We start from the raw sequence: 20074 nt of genomic DNA on the forward strand, positions 1-20074 counted from the left end.
GTGATTTACCGATAGTCAGGTCGCCAAACCCGGTCGCTCCATGGCGACTGGAGGACTATAAGCGTCCTTGCATTGGAGGATCAACGTCAAGGTTGTAACCAACACGGGTCGCTCAAGTCCAATTACCGTTCATGCCCTACGCGCAGTCAACAACACCGTCGTTGCCGCCGACAAACAACCCCGCACATTTAAAAAATGGTGGCCCCGATTTTACATTTTCCGACTTCCTCAACCCCTTTTTGGCATTTGCCCTCCTAATACCGCCTTTTACGCTTGCTGAAACGTTTCATCGAGTCTATAAAACGTCCACAACTCCAAGAAAGGCTACCGCCATGACCCCCCTAAAATTCGCTGTCGCCCTCACCGCACTCTCCGCCGCCTCCCACGCCATGGCCTGGGACTATGTGCTCCTCGACACCGACAAAGCCGCGCAGAACTGGCAGGTCACCAGCCAGCAACTCGGCGTGCAAACCGACAAACCCTTCAGCGTTACCCTGCGCACTCTGCACGGTGGTCGGCAGGAGGGGGTGAGCATTGTCGACATCGATAACGGCACGATGAAGCTCTCGGTGGTGCCGACGCGCGGTATGAACGTGTTGCAGGCTTCGGTCGGCGATGTGCGCATGGGCTGGGATTCGCCGGTCAAGGAAGTGGTCAATCCTTCCTTCATCGAACTCGCTGGTCGCGGCGGGCTGGGCTGGTTGGAAGGTTTCAATGAGCTGGTCACCCGTTGCGGCTATGAATGGGTCGGTCACCCTGGCATCGACAACGGCGAATTGCTGACTCTGCATGGCAGGGCCGCGAATATCCCTGCGAACAAAGTCACCCTGCACATCGATGAAAAGCCGCCGTACGCCATCACCCTGCGCGGCGAGCTGAAAGAGCAGGCGTTCAAGAAGGTCGATTTTTCCGTGGCGACCGAACTGGTCACCGAGCCCGGCAGTGTCGTGTTTGCTCTGAACGACACCCTGACCAACAACGGCGACTATCCGAAGGAATACCAGGCGCTGTATCACAGTAACTTCAGCACTCCGTTCCTGGAGCAGGGCGCGCGTTTCGCCGCACCGGTGAAGCAGGTGTCGCCGTTCAACGACAAGGCCAAGGGCGAATTGGCCGATTGGCAAACCTACCGCGCACCCACCAAGGACTACGACGAAACGGTTTACAACGTGGTGCCCTACGCCGATGCCAAGGGCGATACCTTGACCGTGCTGCATAACAAAGCGGGCAGCCTGGGCGTGTCGGTCGGTTTCAATACGCAGACGCTGCCGGTGTTTTCCCTGTGGAAGAACACCGATACTCAAGGGCAGGGCTATGTCACGGGGCTGGAGCCGGGGACAAGTTTTTCCTACAACCGCCGTTATCAGCGGCCACTGAACCTGGTACCCACCATTGGGCCCAAGGAACACAAGCAGTTCCGCATCAGCTACAGCTTGTTGGCGGATAAGGCAGCTGTAGACAAGGCCTTGAAGCAGGTCAGCGAGATTCAGGCTGGGCGCGAAACTGAGGTGCGGCAGACGCCGTTGGTTGATTTGACCAAGGAGTAAGGGCGCCTGCACTGCTTTCACACACCGGCGCGGGAGTTACGCCCGGCGCGCGGTCAATAAAACCGTTGCGGCCGCCGACAACAACCCCGCGCAGCACCGATTGAAGATCCGCTTACCCGCAGGCTCCGCAAACCATCGGCGCATATGCAGCCCCATATAGGCGTAGGCGCTGATGGCGATCCATTCCAGCGCCAGGAACATCGCGCCCAGCACGGCGAATTGCGCGGTGATGGGTTGGCCGGGCACCACGAATTGGGGGAGGAAGGCGGTAAAGATCAGGACGGCTTTCGGGTTGCCCGCCGCCACCAGAAACTCCTGCCGCGCCAGGGCCCAGATGCTCATGTTGTTCGTGGCGGCTTGCGCCTCTGCCTGCGGGTTCGCGCGCCACAGCTGGTACGCCAGGTAAAACAGGTACGCCGCGCCAAGCAGCTTGATCCCGTAGAACAACATTTCCGAGGTTTGCAACACCACCGCCAGCCCGGCGGAAGCGAGGGCGATCATGCCGGCAAAAGCCAGCAGGCGGCCGAGGCCGGCCAGGCAGGAGGTGCGGTAGCCGTAACGGGTGGCGTTGCTGACCGACAGCAGGTTGTTGGGACCGGGGGCCATGTTCAGGGCGAAGCAGGCGGGCAGAAAGAGGGCGAGGGTGGCAAGGTCCATGGCGGCTCCGGGTTGAGGCGTGCGGGAACCTTGAGGATAAGGGCAGTTGGGGCTGGGCGGCAATCTGTGCGCAGGCCGCCATCCAGCGGCCAGATCGACAGCCATTTCGTCATGGGCCCGCCTGCATACTCAGACGACGACAGCATGCAGCGCTTGAAAGGAACACCCAATGATCCGCAAAGCATTAGCCGCCGACGCAAAGGCCATTGCCCAGGTGCATATCCGTAGTTGGCAAGAGGCCTATCGCGATCTGATGCCTACCCATTATTTGAACGGGTTGGACGCCACGCTGGCCCAGCGCGAATCCTATTGGGCGCGCTCGATCGCACTGGGCGAGCCTGACGTTTGGGTCGCGCAGGTGGATCATCAGATTGTCGGTTGGATAGCCGTTGGCGCCAGCCGTGATGAAGATGCCGCTGGGGCAGCTACCGGTGAGGTGATGGCGCGCTATGTGCTGGCCGGGTATTGGCAAACGGGCGTTGGGCTGGCCTTGTGGCGGGCGGGCCTTCTGGGCTTGCGTGAGCAGGGATTTGAGCGTTTGACGCTGTGGGTGCTGGCCCGTAATGACAGGGCTATTCGGTTTTATCGCAAGGCAGGCTGCAGGGAGGACGCGGGCAGTGAGCGCAGCCTTGAGAGGGGCGGCGCCGCCCTGGTGGAGGTGAGGTACAGGTTGGGCTTCGAGGCTTGCGCCTGCGCATCTTCATCCCATTCAACGTTGGCGTGAGCTGACCGGCACTCGCACCTGAAACACCGTCCCCTGTTCGTTATCGGAACTCACTTCAATCGCCCCACCATGGGCTGCCACGATTTCCGAGGCGATGAACAGGCCCAGCCCAAGGCCTTCGGTGGGGCCTTGATGGATGGCGGTGCGCTGGGAGAAGCGGCCCATGGGGTTGAAGATGAGCGGCAGCACGTCTTCGGGTATCGCTTCGCCGCTGTTTTGTACCGTGAACAACGCCAGGCCTTCGCGTACGCCCAGTTCCACGTGGATAGGCCGCGTGGTGTCCCCATGCTGCACCGCGTTGCTGATGATGTTCGAAAACACCTGCTCCATGCGCGCGCCGTCGAATTCCCCGGCAACCGGCGTCTTGGCGTCGAATATCACGATCGCTTCGGGGTGAAAGGTGCGGATTTCTTCGATCACCCGCTGGCACAGCGGGGCGAGGTCTATATCGGCCGTCTTCACCGGAATGCCCGGTCCCATCTGGCAGCGGGTCAGGTCCAGCAGGTCGCCGACGATCTGGCTCGCGCGGCGTACGCTGGTGAAGATCTGATTGGCGATTTTGGTCGCTCGGGCGCCGGCGTCCTGGGCGTGGCGCAGCACGTCGGCGCCCAGCAGGATCGCGCCGAGTGGGGTGCGCAAGTCGTGGCCAAGGATGCCCAGGAACATATTGCGGGACGCTTCGACGGCGCGTGAATAGCTGGCGACCGACTCGGCGAGCGCCTGGTCGATGGCTTCGTGGAAGCGGGTCATGTCGTCGACGTTGATCGGCGTGCCGTCCTTGATCTGGCGCATCCACTGGCTGACCACGCTGGTGCGCAGGGCGCGGTATTCCGACACCATCTGATCGATGGTGAACCCGGCCATCAGCCGCGTCATGGCGTGGATTTCCGCCGCGGTTTCCTGCTCAACCTCCGGGGCGTGCCCCTGGGCCTTGGCGATTTGCTCCTGCCGGGTCTGCTTGGTGCGCAGGTCGCTGACGATGGCGCGCAACATTTGCTCGGCATGGTCGCGCAAGCCCACGCTGTCGAGTTCCTCGCCTGGTGTGTCGAGGGTTCTGGCGAAGTCTTCCCAGGCCTGCAGGATCGGCTCAAGGTTTTCCAGGATGAAATCGGCCAAGCGCATGTCTGTAATCCTGATGGAGGCGGGCAGAAGAGCGAGGCTGCGCAGCTGTAGGGAAATTCTCGGCAGTGTAGGAGTTTGTTCGCCGCTTTTAAAGCTCGGGCGGTGACGGGATACTGTGGATCCAATATTTGCACTAAACGCCAACAGACGGCGGGGGTTAAAGCCCCAATGTCAGCGACCTCAGCCGTTGTTCCACCACGCTGTCAAAATGGCTCGCCAGCTCCTCGCATCGCTCCGACGTCAGGCCGTCACAGCAGTCTATTCCCAACACAAACCCCTGGGCTTTGGCGCCGCCTTTGACCGCAAGGATCATCGACCCTGCCAATTCGATCTCGCGCAGGATCCTGTCGGCCTGGCGTTTTATAGGGCCGGGCAAATCGTTTATGACTTCTTTCATGGCCGTCTCCGCAGCTTGACTCACACACACACACAAGACATCTGAAGCACTAACGGCCTCTTGAAAGCATCGACCGAAGGATGGTTCAGGAGTTTCGCTGCGAGTGGACGAAAGGCGATGAGTTACGGTGCCACGGCTGGCGGAGGGTCACGGCGCAGAGCCCCGCGTGTAGCGCAGCGCCTCAACCACCACCCCCAGCGCCGATGACTGCTCGCGCCGGTTCGGGTAGTAAAGGTGGTAGCCGGCAAAGGGTTGGCACCAATCTTCCAGCACCCGTACCAGGCTGCCCTCGGCCAGTTGCTCAAGCACCATGTCTTCGGGCAGGAAACCCAGCCCGCAACCGGCCACGGCCGCGCGCAGCATGGGTTCGCTGCCGTTGAAGGTCCATTGCCCGTCGACGCTCGCCTTGAGTTCGTGGCCGTCCTTTTCGAATTCCCATTGCAGCAGGTTGCCGTACGTGGGCAGGCGCAGGTTGATGCAGTTGTGCTCGGCAAGGTCGCGCGGTGCCTGCGGAACCGGCCGCTGCTTGAAGTAGCTCGGAGCGCCCACGATGGCCATGCGCAAGGGCGGGCCGATGGGCACCGCGATCATGTCCTTGGCCACTTGGTCGCCCAGGCGCACGCCGGCATCGCAGCGCTGCGCGACGATATCGGCGAGGGCGTAGTCGACGGTGATTTCCACCTTGATGTGCGGGTAGTCGCGCAGCACTTTCGACAGCTTGGGCCAAAGGATGGTGTCTGCCGCGTGGGCCGTGGCCGAGATGCGGACGCTGCCCGCCGGGGTGTCGCGCACCTGGGTGATGGCCGCCAGTTCCAGGTCGATTTCCTCTAAACGCGGCGCCATGCTTTGGTACAAGCGCTGTCCGGCCTCGGTGGGCGCGACGCTGCGGGTGGTGCGCGCCAGCAGGCGCACGCCGAGCCGCGCTTCGAGGGCGCGCATGGTGTGGCTGAGGGCGGACTGCGACACGCCCAATTGCGCGGCGGCGCGGGTGAAGCTGCCTTCGCGGGCGATCACCACGAAGGCATGCAGGTCGTTGAGATTGGCGCGGGACATCAAGAAAAGCCTCTCATGCGGAGCCTGTGATTATGCATCCGATCAGAGGGCTGCGCTGCATCGCATGCTCAGCCTTGCCGGGCCGCCAGGGCCTGTGTCAACGCGGCGTCGGCACGTTTGGGCGTGTCTTCGTCGCCGTGCTGCGCGAGGCCCTCGACCAGCTCACGCAATTGCGCCGGGCTCAGCCCTACCCGCAGGCTTGCCAGCATGTGCGCACGCAACTGCGGTTCAGCGCCTGGCAGGGCGGCCAGCGCGCCGACCGTGGCCAGTTCGCGACTCTGCCAATCGAGGTTGTCACGCTCGAAAATATCGCCAAACAGATGGGTTTGCAGAAACTGGTTGATCACCGGAGCAAAATCGAACACACCGCCGCTGACCGGGCCGCCGGTCAGGCGCGTCTGGTTGGCCGTGCCCACGTCCAGCAACTGCTCACCGGTCGGGAGGCTGCGGCTGGGTTCGCGTCCGGGCGCATCGTGAATGCCGCGCTCGTTGCGGGCCTGCAGCACGCTCATCAGCTCATTGAGGGCGTTGAGGCTGCGCGGGAAGCCGACGTAGGCGTAGAGCTGCACCAGAATCTCGCGGCTTTCGCTGATGCTCAGGCCGGCGTCCAGGCCCTGGTTCAGCGCGGTGTTGAGCTTGGGCATATCGCCTGTCGCGGCGAAGGCGGCGATGGGCGCAATGGCCTGCTGCTTGAGCGTCAAGCTGTCCGAGGCGGGCAGGGCGCGGTTCATCGCGGGCAGTTGGCCGGCGTATTGCGCCTCCGACACCTGTTCGGCCCAGGTGACGGAGCTGCCGTTTTCGGCTTCGGCGATGGCAATGTGGGTCATGCCCTGGGTGGCCGTCGCGCCATGCCAGTGGCGGGTGTGCGGTGGAATCCACACCACGTCGCCGGGGCGGATTGCCTGGCGCGGCCCACCTTCCTGCTGCACATAGCCGACGCCCGCGGTGACGATCAGCGTTTGCCCCAGCGGATGGGTGTGCCAGGCCGTACGTGCGCCGGGTTCAAAGCTGACTGTGGCGCCTCCGACGCGGGCGGGCAGCTCGGCATTGAACAAGCCATCGACCCGAACCGAGCCGGTGAAGTTGTTTTCAGCGCCCTTGATGGCGGGCTGCGAGCCATTGGGGGTGATGCGAATCTGGTTGGCGTCGGTTTCGCCGCTCATGAGCGACAACGCAACCAATGGGGCAATCAAACGGTTCATCCAGCCAACTCCTGGGCGGCTCCGCTCCGGGAGCCGCGCGTAGGTGATCAATCTGGCGCCGGGGGGTATCCGCTCAGCGCATGATTGAAGACAGTAAGCCGGCTGTTGGCATACGACTAGATGGGTAAATCGGCAAGGGTTCATGAACTGAATTCATGAATGTGCGCGTGTTCAGCCCTGCAGTACCAGCGACATGTCCGGGTACTGTGCGCAGATGAAATCGACAAATGCGCGCACCTTGGGCGCGGCAAGGCGCCGGGAGGTGTGCAACACCCACAGCTCCGGCTCGATCTCGGACACCGTGCCCCACTGGACCAGTTCGCCCCGGGCCAGTGGCGCCCAGGCGATAGACTGCGGAATCAGCGCCGCGCCGCCACCGGCGATGGCGGCATCGCGCACCATCAGTAACGAAGAGAACTGCAAACGGGCGAGCGGTTCCAGCACCAGCTGCCCGCCATCCAGCCGCCAATGGGTGGGCATGAACCCTGGCGTTACGATGCCTGGCACCTGCCGGATCGCACCCGGCTGCGGTTTGGGTATGGCGGGCGCGGCCACGACCACCAGGCGGTCCCTGGCGAAGCATCGACCGACCAGGTTGCTGTCCGGGCGGGGGTTGATGCGAATGGCGACGTCGAATTGTTCTTCCACCAGGTCCACCAGGCGGTCTTCGGCCACCACCTCGATAACCACGTCCGGGTAGGCGGCGCAGAAGCGTGCGCCAATCCCGCCCATGGCCAGTTGGGAGAACAGGATCGGTGCGGCCACGCGCAACCGACCGCGGGGCGTCGATACGCCTTCGCGTGCGGCGGTCAGCGCTTCGCTCACCTCGCCCAGCGGGCCTTCTGTGCGCGACATCAGCAGCTCGCCGGCTTCGGTGAGCTTGAGCCCACGGGCACTGCGCTCGATCAGCCGTACGCCCAGTTGCTCTTCAAGGTCAGCGATTCGGCGCGATAAGGTGGCCTTGGAAACACCGCTGGCGCGGCTGGCCTTGCCCAGGCCCTCGTTGGTGGCGACGAGGATGAAATCGATCAGGGCGTTAAGGTTCATGGTGTTCCATTTTTGAAACGAGGTGTCCGGATTCTGTGGTCTTCGTTTTCTTTATGCAACGAATTACTGTGGGTTCCAACGCAAACCCATTGGTTCCCAGGCAGGAGTTTTACCCATGAGCATTCTAGTAGTTGGCGCCACCGGCACCCTCGGTTCACTGGTCACCCAAGGCCTTGCCCAGCGCGGCGCAGCGGTCAAGGCCCTGGTGCGCCAGGCCGGCAAACGGGACTTCCCGGCTGGCGTCACCGAAGTGGTCGGCGACCTCACCGACGTCGCGTCCATGCGCGCCGCGCTGGCGTCGGTACGTACTCTGTTTTTGCTCAATGCGGTGACGCCCGATGAAGTCACCCAAGCCCTCATCGCGTTGAACCTCGCCCGGGAGGCGGGCATCGAGCGGGTGGTTTACTTGTCGGTGATCCATGCCGACACGTTCACCCAAGTGCCGCACTTCACCGGCAAGTACACCGTTGAACGCATGATCGAAAGCCTCGACATCCCCGCGACCGTGCTGCGCCCGGCGTACTTCATGCAAAACGACCTGATGGTGCAGCAGACGATCCAGGACTACGCGGTGTACCCGATGCCCATCGGCTCGGCCGGTGTGTCGATGATCGACACACGGGACATTGCCGATATCGCCGTGGCCGAGCTGTTGCGACGCGACCAGGCCGCGACTGCGCTGGAGCGCGTGACACTGGAACTGGTTGGGCCGCAGGCGCTGACGGGGACGGGCGTGGCCAAACTCTGGAGTGCTGCCCTGGGCCGCGAAATCGCCTACGGCGGTGACGACGTTGCTGCGTTTGAAACCCAGCTGTCGGCGTACGGTCCTGCCTGGCTGGCCTATGACATGCGCCTGATGATGGAAGGCATCCAGGCGTTCGGCATGCAGGCAGCGCCAGGCAGCTTGGCGCGGCTGGAAGCGATCATCGGCCGGCCGTTGCGCACTTACCAGGATTTTGTGAGCGAGTCGGTGCCAAAGACTGCCTCATGAATTGCACCAATGCCCCGTAGGAGCTCCCGAGCTTTAGCGAGGCTGCGAAAGCGGTGGTTCAGGCAATGAAGAGGTTGACTTTGCCGCCGCCATCGCAGCCTCGCCGGGGCTCGACAGCTCCCACATTTGATCGGTGGTGTCAGTGAGGGCCAGGTCTGCCGTGATGGCCCTGCAAACCGAGATCCCCCCAACACCACCAAATCCCTGTGGGAGCTGTCGAGCTTTAGCGAGGCTGCGAAAGCGGTGGTTCAGGCGATGAAGAGGTTGACTGTGCCGCCGCCATCGCAGCCTCGCCGGGGCTCGACAGCTCCTACATTTGAGCAGTGGTGTCATTGAGGGCCAGGTCTGCCGTGATGGCTCTGGTAACCGAAATACCCCAACACCGCCGGCCCCCTGTGGGAGCTGTCGAGCTTTAGCGAGGCTGCGAAAGCGGTGGTTCAGGCGATGAAGAGGTTGACAGTGCCGCCGCCATCGCAGCCTCGCCGGGGCTCGACAGCTCCCACATTTGAGCGGTGGTGTCATTGAGGGCCAGGTCTGCCGTGACGGCCCTGCAAACCGAGATTCCTCACACCACCAAATCCCTGTGGGAGCTGTCGAGCTTTAGCGAGGCTGCGAAAGCGGTGGTTCAGGCGATGAAGAGGTTGACTGTGCCGCCGCCATCGCAGCCTCGCCGGGGCTCGACAGCTCCCACATTTGAGCGGTGGTGTCATTGAGGGCCAGGTCTGCCGTGACGGCCCTGCAAACCGAGATTCCTCACACCACCAAATCCCTGTGGGAGCTGTCGAGCTTTAGCGAGGCTGCGAAAGCGGTGGTTCAGGCAAGGAAGAGGTTGACTGTGCCGCCGCCATCGCAGCCTCGCCGGGGCTCGACAGCTCCCACATTTGAGCGGTGGTGTCAGTGAGAATGGGGCCTGGCGCGACGACCTTGCGGACCGAGACACCTGCGACACAGCGGTCCCCTGTGGGAGCTGTCGAGCTTTAGCGAGGCTGCGAAAGCGGTGGTTCAGGCGATGAGGAAGTTGACTGTGCCGCCGCCATCGCAGCCTCGCCGGGGCTCGACAGCTCCCCCATTTGAGCGGTGGTGTCATTGAGGGCCAGGTCTGCCGTGATGTCCCTGCAAACCGAGAGCCCCCCAACACCACCAAATCCCTGTGGGAGCTGTCGAGCCCCAGCGAGGCTGCGATGGCGGTAGTTCAGGCAATGAAAATGCCGGCTCTGCCACCGCCCTCCAGTTCCCAAAACCCAATCACGGATGAAACCTGCGCCCCAGCGCATCCAGGCGCACGGCGATCGGTGGCAGGCGCTCGCTGCTGCGGGCCAGGGTTTCGACGTCGTCGGCGGTGTTTTGCGCGATGTGTTGCACCGATTGCAGGCGCTCGACGATTTCCAGGTTCGCTGAGGTCTGCTCGCGGGTGGTGGTGACGATGCGGCCGTTGAGTTGGTCGATGTGTGCGATGTCTTCGCCCACGGCGCGCAGCATGTCGACGGCCATTTGGCTGTCTTCCACGCAGCGCTCCACACCCTGGCGGCTGTCGTGCATGGCTTCGACGGCCTGGCGGCTGCCTTGCTGAAGGCCTTCGATGATGGTCCTGATTTCCTGAGTGGAGAGGGCGGTGCGTTGGGCCAGGCTGCGCACTTCGTCGGCAACCACGGCAAATCCACGGCCTTGCTCGCCGGCGCGGGCGGCTTCGATGGCGGCATTGAGGGCGAGCAGGTTGGTCTGGTTGGCGATGCTGCTGATCACCTCCAGCACCGAACCGATTTGTTCGGCTTGCACGGCCAGCGATTGTACGGTGGATTCGGTGCCATTGATGCGTGACGCCAACTGCGTGATTTCATGCTGGGCGCGGCCCACGCTTTGCTGACCACGCTCGATCTGCTGGCTGGCCTGGCCGGCGTGCTCCACCGCCTGTTCGACGTGCACGGTGATGTGGCCCATGGCGTCTTCCATGCGTTGCATCGAACCGGTCATTTCATTGATCTGTGCCAGTTGATGCCGTGCGCCTTGTTCCAGGGTGCCGCTGGCGGTGGCCAGTTCCTGGCCGAGTTGGCCGAGGCCGTGGGAGTCGCGCGCGACACCGTCGATCAGGTGGGTGAGCTGCTGCAGGAAGTGGTCGAACCGCTTGGCGAGAGACACATGCACCTTGTCTTCACCCTTGGCGGTGTCTTGCGTGAACTGCGACGTGACGGCGAGCATTTTTTCAAGCATTTCCTGGCTTTCGACCGCCTCGGCCTGGCTATGCACGGCGAGGTAGAGCAGGGCGACCGTTTCCATGACCACGTAGAAGGCGTGGACGAAAATCATCGTCCAGCCGCCGTGATGGGCCATCACAAATACCGGCACCCCTTGATGTTGCAAGGCATGGAAGACCAGGTGATGCACGGCGATGGTCAGCGCCGCCACCAGGATCGGCAGCCAGTCGCGGTAGAAGGTCAACACCGCCAGCAGCGCGAAAATACCAAAGTGCGATTCGATCACACCCTCGGCCTGGTTGATGTGCAAGGCGGCCATCACCATCAGGCCGGCACCCAGCACGCAGCGCATCACACGGGTGCCGCCGATGGCGCGATACAGCACAGTCAGCACCACACCGGTGCCGCCGCCGACGATCACCGCTTGGGTAAAGGTGTCATGCCAGAACGCCAGGCCCAGGGAGAAGAGGAACATCAGCCAGATCAACGCCAGCATGATGCGGTCGGCCTTGCGGTAGTGCTCCAGAAAGCGTGTGGGCATTCACGTTTACTCCATGTGGTTTGGCCAGGAACCAAGCATGCGGCGTGCCACGCGGGCCGCGGTCAGTACAAAAGAGATGGCTATTTGCCGGTATCAATCCGGCAAACGGTTATCGGCAGGTCGCGAGGGGACTTTAAGCAACGGCTGCCCGAGCGGGCAGCCGCGATGACGATCAGAAGCTGTACTTGGCCGTCAGCATCATGTTGCGTGGGGCGCCGTAGGAGTCACCGCCATAGGTGACCGCTTCGGAGATGGACTGGTAGTAGTGACGATCGAAGATATTGTTGGCATTGAGCTGCAGGTCCAGGTGCTGGTTGACCCGGTAGCCGGCCATCAGGTCGGTAACGGCGTAGCCGCCTTGCTTGAGCCGATAGGTGCTGCCGTCCGCCAACTGGATGTCGTTGTACATGCGGCTCTGCCACGACACATTGCCACCCACGCGAAGTTTTTCCAGCGGGCCCTGGAAGTTGTAGCGGGTGGTCACCTTGAACAGGTGTTCCGGGGTGTCGGTGTCGAACTGCTTGTTGACCTTCTGCGGGTTGGCGTCGTCCTTGATGGTGTGGGTGCGCGCGTAGGTGTAGCCACCGCCTACCTGCCAGTTCTCGGTCAGGGCACCCTGCAGTTCGAAGTCGATGCCCTGGCTGCGAATCTCGCCTGAAGCCTGGTAGCAGGAGGCCTGTGGGCAGTCCGGCACGACGATCTGCACCGCACGGTTCTCCTGGTCGACGCGGAACAGCGCCACACTGGCATTCAGCGCGCCGCCCAGGTATTCGCCCTTGATGCCGACTTCATAATTCTTGCCGACGATGGGCTTGAGCGGGGTGGCGCCGGTGTTTTTTTCCTTTTGCGGGGTGAAGATGTCGCTGTAGCTGGCGTACACCGAGTGTTGGTCGTCCAGGTCGTAGATCAGCCCCGCATAGCGCGTGAGGTTGCGGGTGACCTTGTAGTCGCCGTCGCCATCGCGGTTGTCGTAGTCGTACCAGTCCAGGCGCCCGCCGAGGATCAGCTTGAGCGGGTCGGCCAGGCTCAGGCGGGTGGTGACGTAGACGCCGTCCTGGCTGGTGACGTCGCGCTGGTCGCTGGTGCGGGTGAAGTTCGGCTTGCCGGCCGTGATCGGCCAGTTCAGGTCGTAGGGGCTGTAGTTGTGGGTGGTCGTGTCCTCGACGCGCTTGCTGGCGCCCACGACCAGTTCATGGGTGCGCCCGAACGCCTGGAACGGCCCGCTGAAGAAAGCGTCCACCCCGGCCTGGTTCTGGTCGAAGGCGGCCTGGTACACGGTGCGTGCCAGGCTATTGTTGGTCCAGCGCGACTGGTAGGAACCGGAGAACAGCGCGTCTTGCTCGGCGTAGTTGGCATTGACCTGCAGGCTCCAGTCATTGGCCAGTTGCTGGCGCAGTTCGACAAAGACGGTGTTGACCTCCTGATCCTTGTTCTCCCAGTCGGTACCGGGGTTGTACGAGCGCGACAGGTTGAGGTGATGACCGTCCAGGCCAATCATCGACGCGCCCCAGAAGTAGTTGGTCTTGTCTTTCTGGTTGGAGTAACCCAGCGTCAAGGTGGTGTCTTCGCCCAGGTCGGCTTCGGTAACCGCATAGAACAGGCCGTGATCCTGCTCGGCCTTGTCGATGAAACTGTTGGCATCGCGGTAAGAGGTCACCACCCGGCCACGCCAGGTGCCGCTGTCATTGAGGGGGCTGGAGGCGTCGAACTCGCCACGGTAGTCGTCCCAACTGCCGGCGGCGCCGGTCAAGGTGACTTTCTGCTCGGCCAGGGGCCGCTTGCGGATCAGGTTGATGGCCGCCGAGGGGTTACCGGCGCCGGTGACCAGGCCAGTAGCACCGCGCACCACCTCGACCCGATCGAACATCGCCAGGTTCGGCTGGGAACCGACGGTAACGCCGTTGTAGCCACTGGGAATGCCGTCGTACATCAGGTTGTCGACATTGAAACCGCGTGCGGTATAGCCCTGCCGGCCGGGGCCGCTGGAGTAGTTGAGGAACAACCCCGGCGTGGCATTCACCACATCGTTGATGCTGGTCATCGCCTGGTCATCCATGCGTTGACGGGTAATCACGGTGACGGCCTGCGGGGTTTCGCGCAGGGTCAGCGGCAGTTTGGTTGCGGTTTTCATCGAGCCGGTGGTGTACGACTCGCTGCCCTCGGTGGTTTCGCCCAGCTGTTGGCCGGACACTTCGGTGGCGCCCAGCTCAATGGTGCTGGGCGGTGCGCCGGCCTCGGCAGCGAGGGCCGCGTGGGACGTGGTCAGGCAGATAGCCATTGCTATCAGACTCGGTGAAAATCCTTTGCCGCCATGGTGTTGCACAGACATGAACGTAGCTCTCCCGGAATGCCATCCGTGGCGAATAATAAATCTGTTGATAATTATTCGCATTATTCTGGCAGATTGAAGCTGTGGGAAAAAGCCTACGGGATTAATCAGTTAACGAATTTTTCACACCTCACATACCAGCGTTTTGCCACCTTTTGCTTAGGTGAACACGATTTCATAAGGCTCACGCATGCGTTCCAGTAACGCCTGGGCGAACATCGGCGCCAGGCTGATGGCGGGGTCGCCCGTGAGCTGGCTGGCATAGGCATGTACGGCGTGCAGTTTGTGTGCAATGCCCCAGGTGTCCAGGCACAACTTGTGCGCGCGCTGCCACGGAATCACCGCACCTTCGCGTGCGGGCCAGTGCCAGGCCCACATCGGCAATTCGTTCAGTTGCGCACCCACCAGATCGCACGCCTTGGCGCTGGCTCGGCCGACGGCTTCGTGATCGTCGTTGCCGTCATGGCGCCAGGTGGTAAACACCACGTCGCCTGGCTGCAGGTATCGGGCGATGAACTGGCAGACCTGATGTTCATCGGCGGCCAGGGCGTTATCGCGAAACCCGCCACGAATCCATTTCAGGCTATGCAGTGGCATACCCAGGCGGCGCAGGGCCTCGGCGCTTTCCTGGGGGCGCACCACACTCAGTCGGCTGGCCGACCAGACCTGGGAACCAGGATGGCTGGCGCTGCCATCGGTGATGGAGATCAATTTCAAGGGATGTGCGCGGGTGCTGAGCAAATGCAGCAGTCCGCCGCAGGCGAGCACTTCGTCGCCGGGGTGGGGGGCTACCACCACCACCCGGGCGCCCGGCGGTACCAGGCTGGACAGGCTGATAACAGGGATTTGCGCCAACTGGGGCGCGCTGTTCCAGATTTGCGCGGGACCACGGCGGGCCTCGCTTAGGGAATCGGGTCTCATGGGGTATCACGTCCTTGTCGGTTGTTGCGCTTGTCGTCACCTCAGGCTCCGATCCTGGAGCGCCTGTGCGAGGTGTTATAAGCATAGACAAGGATAAATGGCGCCACGGCGTTTTTTTTACGAGACCGGCATGAGGCTCTTCAAGTAGTCAGCGAAGCCACCCCGGGCGCGGCAATCCAGGCGGGCGCTGGTGATCACTTGCGGGGTGTGGCTCCAGGCGATGGAAGCACCGCAGCGTTCCAGACTGCGCACCAGTTGTACGTCTTCATGGCACGCCAGCGGTTCAAACCCACCCGCCTGGCGATAGGCGCTGGCGCTGACCCCCAGGTTGGCGCCGTGGATATGCCGATGCCCATCACGGGCTGCGTAAGCCTGGTGATAGCGAATCTGTGCCGCCGCGTCGAAGCCTTCGCTCCACGCGTCCACGGTCACGGTACCGCACACGGCGTCGCAACCCAGGGCCAGTTGCGCCACCAGCCAGTCCGGTGCAACGCGACTGTCGGCGTCGGTACAGGCGATCCAGCGCGCGCCCAGGTCCAGCAGATGCTGCGCGCCCACACCACGGGCATGCCCGACATTGCACGCCTGCACCGCCAGGCAGTGCACACCCTGCGCTTGCGCAATTGCCGCACTGCCATCGCTGCAGCTGTCGAGCACTACCAGGATCTGTACCGCTTCGCCGTGCAGCTGCGGATGACTCGCAGCAACCAGTGCGGCGTTCAGGCATTCGCCCAGCAACGCTTCTTCGTTGTGCACCGGAATCAGGATACCGATCATCGCAGGCCTTCAAGGCGTGCGACCGAGGCGCTGTCGCGGCTCCAGAGGTCGAGCAGAAAATCTTCTTCATGGTGGCGTACCACCGCATGCAGCCCCAGGCGCTGATGGAGCAGGGCGTGGACCTGTTCGGCGGTTTGCGGGCAACCTTCGATGGAGGGGCGCCAGTGGCAAGCCAACAGTTGGCCATTCTCCGCCAACGCATCCAGGCAACGGTCAATCAGGCGCTCAAGGTCAGCCGCATCCAGGTAATAGCACAGCTCACTCAACACGATCAGCTCGAATTGCCCCGATGGCCATTGCTCAGGCAACCGTCGTTGCTCCACCTGGACATTGGAAAACCCCGCCAGCCGTTTCTTCGCCAGCGCCACTGCAGCACTCGCCGTATCACAGGCCAGCAAGCGATCGCAGCGCGCCGCCAGTTCGGCACTCAGTTCGCCATTGGCACAGCCGGGTTCGAAAATCGAGGCGTAGTGGGCTCGGGTCAGTACCGCCAGGCTCACTGCACGTTTGCGTTGTTCGTACCAACGCTGACGAAACGCCCACGGGTCATCGTTGCCCGCGAACATCTGGTCGAAATAAGGGGTTGTCACACTCAAACGAACACCACTTCAAAAGGTTGCAGCAGACGTTCCACCACATAGGGTGCCAGCACCGGCGGCAGGCCGACCTGAGGGTCGCCTTCAAGCTGGCTGGCGAAGGCGTGGATGGCATGGCGTTTGCGCGCGACTTTCTCCGGCGTCAGCGGGATCTTGCGCGCACGTTCCCATGGCACCATATCGTCTTCGGCGGTCGCCCAGTGCCAGGTCCATACCGGCAGTTCATACAACTGCGCCCCTACGGCGCGGGCCGCTTCGGCGCTGGCGCGGCCCACGGCTTCATGGTCGCAATGGCCGTCTTCGCGCCAGGTGGCGAACACCACATCGTTGGGCTTGAGGTAGCGCTGGATAAACGCCGTCAGCTCGGTTTCGCGCTCGGCGACCTTGCTGTCGGTAAACCCGGCGCGCAGCCACTTCAAACTGTGCAGCGGCAAGCCCAGGCGGTGCAGGGCCTGAGCTGACTCCTGGGGGCGCACCACGCTCAGGCGTTGCACCGGCCAGCGTTTGGAACCTGGATGGCTGGCGCTGCCGTCGGTGACCGAAATCAGCTGGATGGGCCGGTCCAATGCGGCCAGTCCTTGCAGCAAACCACCGCAGCCGAGCACTTCATCGTCCGGATGCGGGGCGATGATCACGGCGCGCCGCCCCTCGGGCACCAGTTGCTCGACGCTGACATGCGGCAGTTCAGCCAGGCGCGCCGATGTCTGCCAGTAATGCAGCGACGTACCCTGACCGACAATCGGGTTGGGCTTCATAACTGCCACCTCCCAAAGGGTTCGCCAGCGACCTGTTCGCCCAAGGCGGCCAGGTCGCGTTCGGCATGACTTTGACGCACAAACACCGGCAAGTCCGCCATCAATTGGGCAAAGTGCGGGTCCTTGCAATAAGGCCCCGCACCCACGGCCCGCCCAACGTGATGGATCACTTGTTCCACGGTTTCCTCGACGCAGGCCCGTACCTGCTGGGCCAGTAGCCGGGCATCGGCGGTCGGTGCCCGGTCCACCTGCTCGGCACTGACGCGTAGCACGCACGCCGCACTGTTCAACGCGCTGTCCACCGCGCCGAGGTGGGCCAGGGCATGCGGCTCGGGATGCTTGCTGCACTGTTCGCGCAGCACTTCGGCCAGACGCTGCGCCGCGCCGTACCAGCACGCGGCGATTCCGATTGCGCCTTGCCAGAAGCCCGGGCGGGCCAGGTAGTCACCCGGCCCACCCACCGCAAGACCACGCGCCTGGTCGAAGACAATTTCGACGCTGCCGGTGGCGGCCATGCCCACGGCATCCCACCCATCATCCGTCACCGTCACGCCCGGCTGATCCATCGCCACGGCGACCAGTTGCTGGCGGTCTTCCTCGTCCCATGCGGTCAACAACCCGTGTGACACCACCGACGCACCGGAACACCAGGCTTTACGCCCGTCAACGATCAGCCGCTGGCCGTCGCGCCGCACGCGCACCTTGGCGCTCGGCGGCTCGGCGGCCCACATCCCCCAGGTGCTGCCCAGGGGCGGCAGGGGGCTGTCGAGTTCGGCAATGATTGCCAGCGCATCGGTGTGGCCTTCAAACAGCTTGCACAAGCGCAGGTCGTGGCCGGCAACTTGCGCGAGCCCGCTGAAGCGCTCCAGCGACTGGCCGCTGCCGGGCAACGGCAGCTGGTCCAGGCCTTCTTCCTGAAGGTCCTTCAGGGCGTCCCCCAGGGCCTGCGTATTCGCATAGCCCCGGTAGCCCGAAAGGAATCCGTGCAACGCCATTTCACACCTCGTCGTCGTGCTGAAGCTCAAACAGCAGCAGCGAGCGACCGGTGGCGGCGTACTCGTGCTCGAAGTCAAAGCGCTCCTGCCCACGCACCGCTGGGTCATTGGTGTCGAGCAGGCAATTCCAGAACTCGCCCTGAGGCACCGGTGGCAAGCGGAAGTTGACCATGTCGTGGTGGGCATTGACCACCAGCAACAGCGTGGCATCGGCGCCGGCGCGGCGAATCCCGGTTTCCTGGGCGCGGCCATCCATCAGCATGCCCAGGCAACGGCCATGGCTGTCTTCCCACTGCTCAGTGGTCATCTCGTTGCCATCCGGCGCGAGCCAGGTGACGTCCTTCACGCCGATGTCTTCGTTGTAGTCGCCCACCAGGAAGCGTCCACGGCGCAGGATCGGGTAGGCCAGGCGCAACTTGATCAGGCGCTTGACGAACTTGAGCAAATCCTTGCCGTCACCGTCCAGGTCCCAGTTGACCCAGCCAATCTCGCTGTCCTGGCAGTAGGCATTGTTGTTGCCGTGCTGGGTGCGGGCGAACTCATCGCCGGCCACGATCATCGGCGTACCTTGGGCCAGCAGCAGGGTGGCAAAGAAGTTGCGCATCTGGCGCAGACGCAGGGCGTTGATCTCAGGATCGTCGGTGGGGCCTTCGACGCCATGGTTCCACGACAGGTTGTTATTGCTGCCGTCCTGGTTGTTCTCGTCGTTGGCTTCGTTGTGCTTGTCGTTGTACGACACCAGGTCGTGCAAGGTGAAGCCGTCGTGGGCAGTGATGAAGTTCACCGAGCTGTAAGGCCGGCGCCCACGATGGTTGAACATCTCGCCCGAAGCCGTCATGCGCCCGGCGAAGTCCGCCAACTGCCCGTCATCGCCTTTCCAGAAGGCGCGCACGGTGTCGCGGAAACGGTCGTTCCATTCCGCCCAGCCGGGTGGGAAATTGCCCACTTGATAGCCGCCCGGGCCGCAGTCCCAGGGTTCGGCGATCAATTTGAGCTGGCGCAGGATAGGGTCCTGGCGGCACGCCACGAGGAAGCTGTGACGTTCGTCGAAGCCGTCGCGGTAGCGCCCGAGAATGGTCGCCAGGTCGAAACGGAAGCCGTCGACGTGCATCTCGGTGGCCCAGTAGCGCAGGGAGTCGGTGACCATCTGCAGCACGCAGGGGTGGCTCAGGTCGAGGGTGTTGCCGGTGCCGGAATCGTTGATGTAGAAGCGTTTTTCGTCGGGCATCAGGCGGTAGTACGAGGCGTTGTCGATACCGCGCATCGACAGGGTAGGGCCGCGCTCGTTGCCTTCGGCGGTGTGGTTGTAGACCACATCGAGGATCACTTCCAGCTTCTGTTCATGCAGGTGCGCGACCATCTCCTTGAACTCGGCGATCTTGCCGCTGGCCAGGTAGCGCGGGTCGGGTGCGAAGAACGCGATGCTGTTGTAGCCCCAGTAGTTGGTCATGCCTTTTTCCAGCAAGTGCTGGTCGTTGACAAAGGCATGTACCGGCAGCAGTTCCACCGAAGAAACGCCCAACTGGCGAATGTGCTTGAGCACATCGTCGTCCATCAGCCCGGCGCAGGTACCGCGCACGGATTCGCCCACCGAAGGGTGGCGCATGCTAATGCCGCGCAGGTGGGTTTCGTAGATGATCGTACGGTCCCACGGCACGCGCACCGGCTGGTCATTACCCCAGGTGTGCGCCGGGTCGATGACCTTGCACTTGGGCACGAAGGGCGCGCTGTCGCGTTCGTCGAAGCTGAGGTCGTCATCGGGATGGCCGATGGTGTAGCCAAACAGCGCTTCGGACCATTTGAGTTCACCCACCAGTTGCTTGGCATAGGGGTCGATCAGCAGTTTGTTGTGGTTGAAACGATGGCCGTTTTCCGGGTCGTAGGGGCCATACACACGGTAGCCATAGATCAGCCCCGGGTGGGCGTCGGGCAGGTAACCGTGGAAGATTTCATCGGTGTACTCGGGCAGTTCGATGCGCTCCAGTTCCACTTCGCCGGCGTCGTCGAACAGGCACAGCTCGACCTTGGTGGCGTTGGCGGAGAACAGCGCGAAGTTGACGCCCAGGCCGTCCCAGGTGGCGCCAAGGGGGAAGGGCAAACCTTCACGAATCCGCGACGGCTCGTGGTCCGGCGTGGCTGAGGCTTTTTCGGGTTTGCTCATGGTGTTGCTCCTGCAAGAATTCTTTTTTTCGGGCCGAACGCGGCCGTACTGACAGTTATTCAGCGTA

Annotated in this window: 17 protein-coding genes; 3 read left to right on the forward strand and 14 right to left on the reverse strand. The window is 62.9% G+C overall.

Going from position 1 to position 20074, the window contains the following annotated elements:
• The first annotated feature begins 332 nt into the window (after positions 1 to 332).
• Entirely contained in the window at positions 333 to 1547 is a 1215-nt protein-coding gene (locus SC318_RS12310) for an aldose 1-epimerase family protein (protein WP_320431015.1), read from the forward strand.
• 36 nt (positions 1548 to 1583) lie between these two features.
• Here SC318_RS12310 and SC318_RS12315 read toward each other — a convergent pair whose 3' ends face one another.
• Entirely contained in the window at positions 1584 to 2204 is a 621-nt protein-coding gene (locus SC318_RS12315) for a LysE family translocator (protein WP_320431016.1), read from the reverse strand.
• 169 nt (positions 2205 to 2373) lie between these two features.
• Between SC318_RS12315 and SC318_RS12320 the strand changes: the two genes are divergently transcribed.
• Entirely contained in the window at positions 2374 to 2928 is a 555-nt protein-coding gene (locus SC318_RS12320) for a GNAT family N-acetyltransferase (RefSeq protein WP_320431017.1), read from the forward strand.
• On the opposite strand, the gene SC318_RS12325 is transcribed toward SC318_RS12320, so the two are convergent.
• The 5 genes from SC318_RS12325 to SC318_RS12345 all read right to left on the reverse strand — a co-directional run bounded on the left by SC318_RS12325 (position 2914) and on the right by SC318_RS12345 (position 7749).
• Complete coding sequence (locus SC318_RS12325; RefSeq protein ID WP_320431018.1) at positions 2914 to 4050, reverse strand: ATP-binding protein; 1137 nt, start codon at positions 4048 to 4050, stop codon at positions 2914 to 2916. The two genes, SC318_RS12320 and SC318_RS12325, sit on opposite strands and share 15 nt — an antisense overlap.
• Positions 4051 to 4207: 157 nt before the next feature.
• Positions 4208 to 4447, reverse strand: a complete 240-nt coding sequence (locus SC318_RS12330) for a hypothetical protein (protein WP_320431019.1) — start codon at positions 4445 to 4447, stop codon at positions 4208 to 4210.
• Positions 4448 to 4594: 147 nt separating this feature from the next.
• Positions 4595 to 5500 carry a LysR family transcriptional regulator gene (locus tag SC318_RS12335; protein WP_320431020.1) on the reverse strand — a complete coding sequence of 302 codons (906 nt, stop codon included), beginning with the start codon at positions 5498 to 5500 and terminating at the stop codon, positions 4595 to 4597.
• Between the two features lie 68 nt (positions 5501 to 5568).
• Positions 5569 to 6702, reverse strand: a complete 1134-nt coding sequence (locus tag SC318_RS12340; RefSeq protein WP_413817626.1) for a (R)-mandelonitrile lyase — start codon at positions 6700 to 6702, stop codon at positions 5569 to 5571.
• Positions 6703 to 6873: 171 nt separating this feature from the next.
• Entirely contained in the window at positions 6874 to 7749 is an 876-nt protein-coding gene (locus SC318_RS12345; RefSeq protein WP_320431021.1) for a LysR family transcriptional regulator, read from the reverse strand.
• A gap of 115 nt (positions 7750 to 7864) precedes the next feature.
• Here SC318_RS12345 and SC318_RS12350 point away from each other — a divergent pair, with 115 nt between their 5' ends.
• Complete coding sequence (locus SC318_RS12350; RefSeq protein WP_320431022.1) at positions 7865 to 8740, forward strand: NmrA/HSCARG family protein; 876 nt, start codon at positions 7865 to 7867, stop codon at positions 8738 to 8740.
• A 1245-nt stretch (positions 8741 to 9985) separates the two neighbouring features.
• On the opposite strand, the gene SC318_RS12355 is transcribed toward SC318_RS12350, so the two are convergent.
• The 8 genes from SC318_RS12355 to glgX all read right to left on the reverse strand — a co-directional run bounded on the left by SC318_RS12355 (position 9986) and on the right by glgX (position 20007).
• Positions 9986 to 11473, reverse strand: a complete 1488-nt coding sequence (locus tag SC318_RS12355) for a methyl-accepting chemotaxis protein (protein WP_320431023.1) — start codon at positions 11471 to 11473, stop codon at positions 9986 to 9988.
• A gap of 172 nt (positions 11474 to 11645) precedes the next feature.
• Complete coding sequence (locus SC318_RS12360; protein ID WP_320431024.1) at positions 11646 to 13802, reverse strand: TonB-dependent siderophore receptor; 2157 nt, start codon at positions 13800 to 13802, stop codon at positions 11646 to 11648.
• 159 nt (positions 13803 to 13961) lie between these two features.
• Positions 13962 to 14723 carry a PIG-L deacetylase family protein gene (locus tag SC318_RS12365; RefSeq protein ID WP_320431025.1) on the reverse strand — a complete coding sequence of 254 codons (762 nt, stop codon included), beginning with the start codon at positions 14721 to 14723 and terminating at the stop codon, positions 13962 to 13964.
• A gap of 117 nt (positions 14724 to 14840) precedes the next feature.
• Complete coding sequence (locus SC318_RS12370; RefSeq protein WP_320431026.1) at positions 14841 to 15500, reverse strand: glycosyltransferase family 2 protein; 660 nt, start codon at positions 15498 to 15500, stop codon at positions 14841 to 14843.
• Positions 15497 to 16096, reverse strand: coding sequence for a class I SAM-dependent methyltransferase (locus SC318_RS12375; RefSeq protein ID WP_320431027.1), 600 nt, complete (start codon positions 16094 to 16096; stop codon positions 15497 to 15499). Before SC318_RS12375 ends, SC318_RS12370 begins: the two co-directional genes overlap by 4 nt.
• Entirely contained in the window at positions 16093 to 16851 is a 759-nt protein-coding gene (locus SC318_RS12380) for a PIG-L deacetylase family protein (protein ID WP_320431028.1), read from the reverse strand. Before SC318_RS12380 ends, SC318_RS12375 begins: the two co-directional genes overlap by 4 nt.
• A complete protein-coding gene (locus tag SC318_RS12385) occupies positions 16848 to 17846 on the reverse strand; it encodes an acyl-CoA dehydrogenase family protein (protein ID WP_320431029.1) in 999 nt (332 codons plus the stop codon). The genes SC318_RS12380 and SC318_RS12385 overlap by 4 nt, the downstream gene beginning before the upstream one ends.
• Before the next feature lies 1 nt (position 17847).
• Complete coding sequence (gene glgX, locus SC318_RS12390; RefSeq protein WP_320431030.1) at positions 17848 to 20007, reverse strand: glycogen debranching protein GlgX; 2160 nt, start codon at positions 20005 to 20007, stop codon at positions 17848 to 17850.
• Positions 20008 to 20074 lie beyond the last annotated feature (67 nt).

It is taken from the genome of Pseudomonas sp. MUP55 (assembly GCF_034043515.1).
Taxonomy (GTDB): Bacteria; Pseudomonadota; Gammaproteobacteria; order Pseudomonadales; family Pseudomonadaceae; genus Aquipseudomonas.

Bases quoted from the DNA above. Each gene is read 5' to 3' on its own strand.
- SC318_RS12310 (WP_320431015.1), top strand. From the start codon at position 333: ATGACCCCCCTAAAATTCGCTGTCGCCCTCACCGCACTCTCCGCCGCC.
- SC318_RS12315 (WP_320431016.1), bottom strand. From the start codon at position 2,204: ATGGACCTTGCCACCCTCGCCCTCTTTCTGCCCGCCTGCTTCGCCCTG.
- SC318_RS12335 (WP_320431020.1), bottom strand. From the start codon at position 5,500: ATGTCCCGCGCCAATCTCAACGACCTGCATGCCTTCGTGGTGATCGCC.
- SC318_RS12340 (WP_413817626.1), bottom strand. From the start codon at position 6,702: ATGAACCGTTTGATTGCCCCATTGGTTGCGTTGTCGCTCATGAGCGGC.
- SC318_RS12355 (WP_320431023.1), bottom strand. From the start codon at position 11,473: ATGCCCACACGCTTTCTGGAGCACTACCGCAAGGCCGACCGCATCATG.
- SC318_RS12320 (WP_320431017.1), top strand. From the start codon at position 2,374: ATGATCCGCAAAGCATTAGCCGCCGACGCAAAGGCCATTGCCCAGGTG.
- SC318_RS12380 (WP_320431028.1), bottom strand. From the start codon at position 16,851: ATGAAGCCCAACCCGATTGTCGGTCAGGGTACGTCGCTGCATTACTGG.
- SC318_RS12360 (WP_320431024.1), bottom strand. From the start codon at position 13,802: ATGTCTGTGCAACACCATGGCGGCAAAGGATTTTCACCGAGTCTGATA.
- SC318_RS12365 (WP_320431025.1), bottom strand. From the start codon at position 14,723: ATGAGACCCGATTCCCTAAGCGAGGCCCGCCGTGGTCCCGCGCAAATC.
- SC318_RS12330 (WP_320431019.1), bottom strand. From the start codon at position 4,447: ATGAAAGAAGTCATAAACGATTTGCCCGGCCCTATAAAACGCCAGGCC.
- SC318_RS12345 (WP_320431021.1), bottom strand. From the start codon at position 7,749: ATGAACCTTAACGCCCTGATCGATTTCATCCTCGTCGCCACCAACGAG.
- SC318_RS12350 (WP_320431022.1), top strand. From the start codon at position 7,865: ATGAGCATTCTAGTAGTTGGCGCCACCGGCACCCTCGGTTCACTGGTC.
- SC318_RS12385 (WP_320431029.1), bottom strand. From the start codon at position 17,846: ATGGCGTTGCACGGATTCCTTTCGGGCTACCGGGGCTATGCGAATACG.
- SC318_RS12370 (WP_320431026.1), bottom strand. From the start codon at position 15,500: ATGATCGGTATCCTGATTCCGGTGCACAACGAAGAAGCGTTGCTGGGC.
- SC318_RS12325 (WP_320431018.1), bottom strand. From the start codon at position 4,050: ATGCGCTTGGCCGATTTCATCCTGGAAAACCTTGAGCCGATCCTGCAG.
- glgX (WP_320431030.1), bottom strand. From the start codon at position 20,007: ATGAGCAAACCCGAAAAAGCCTCAGCCACGCCGGACCACGAGCCGTCG.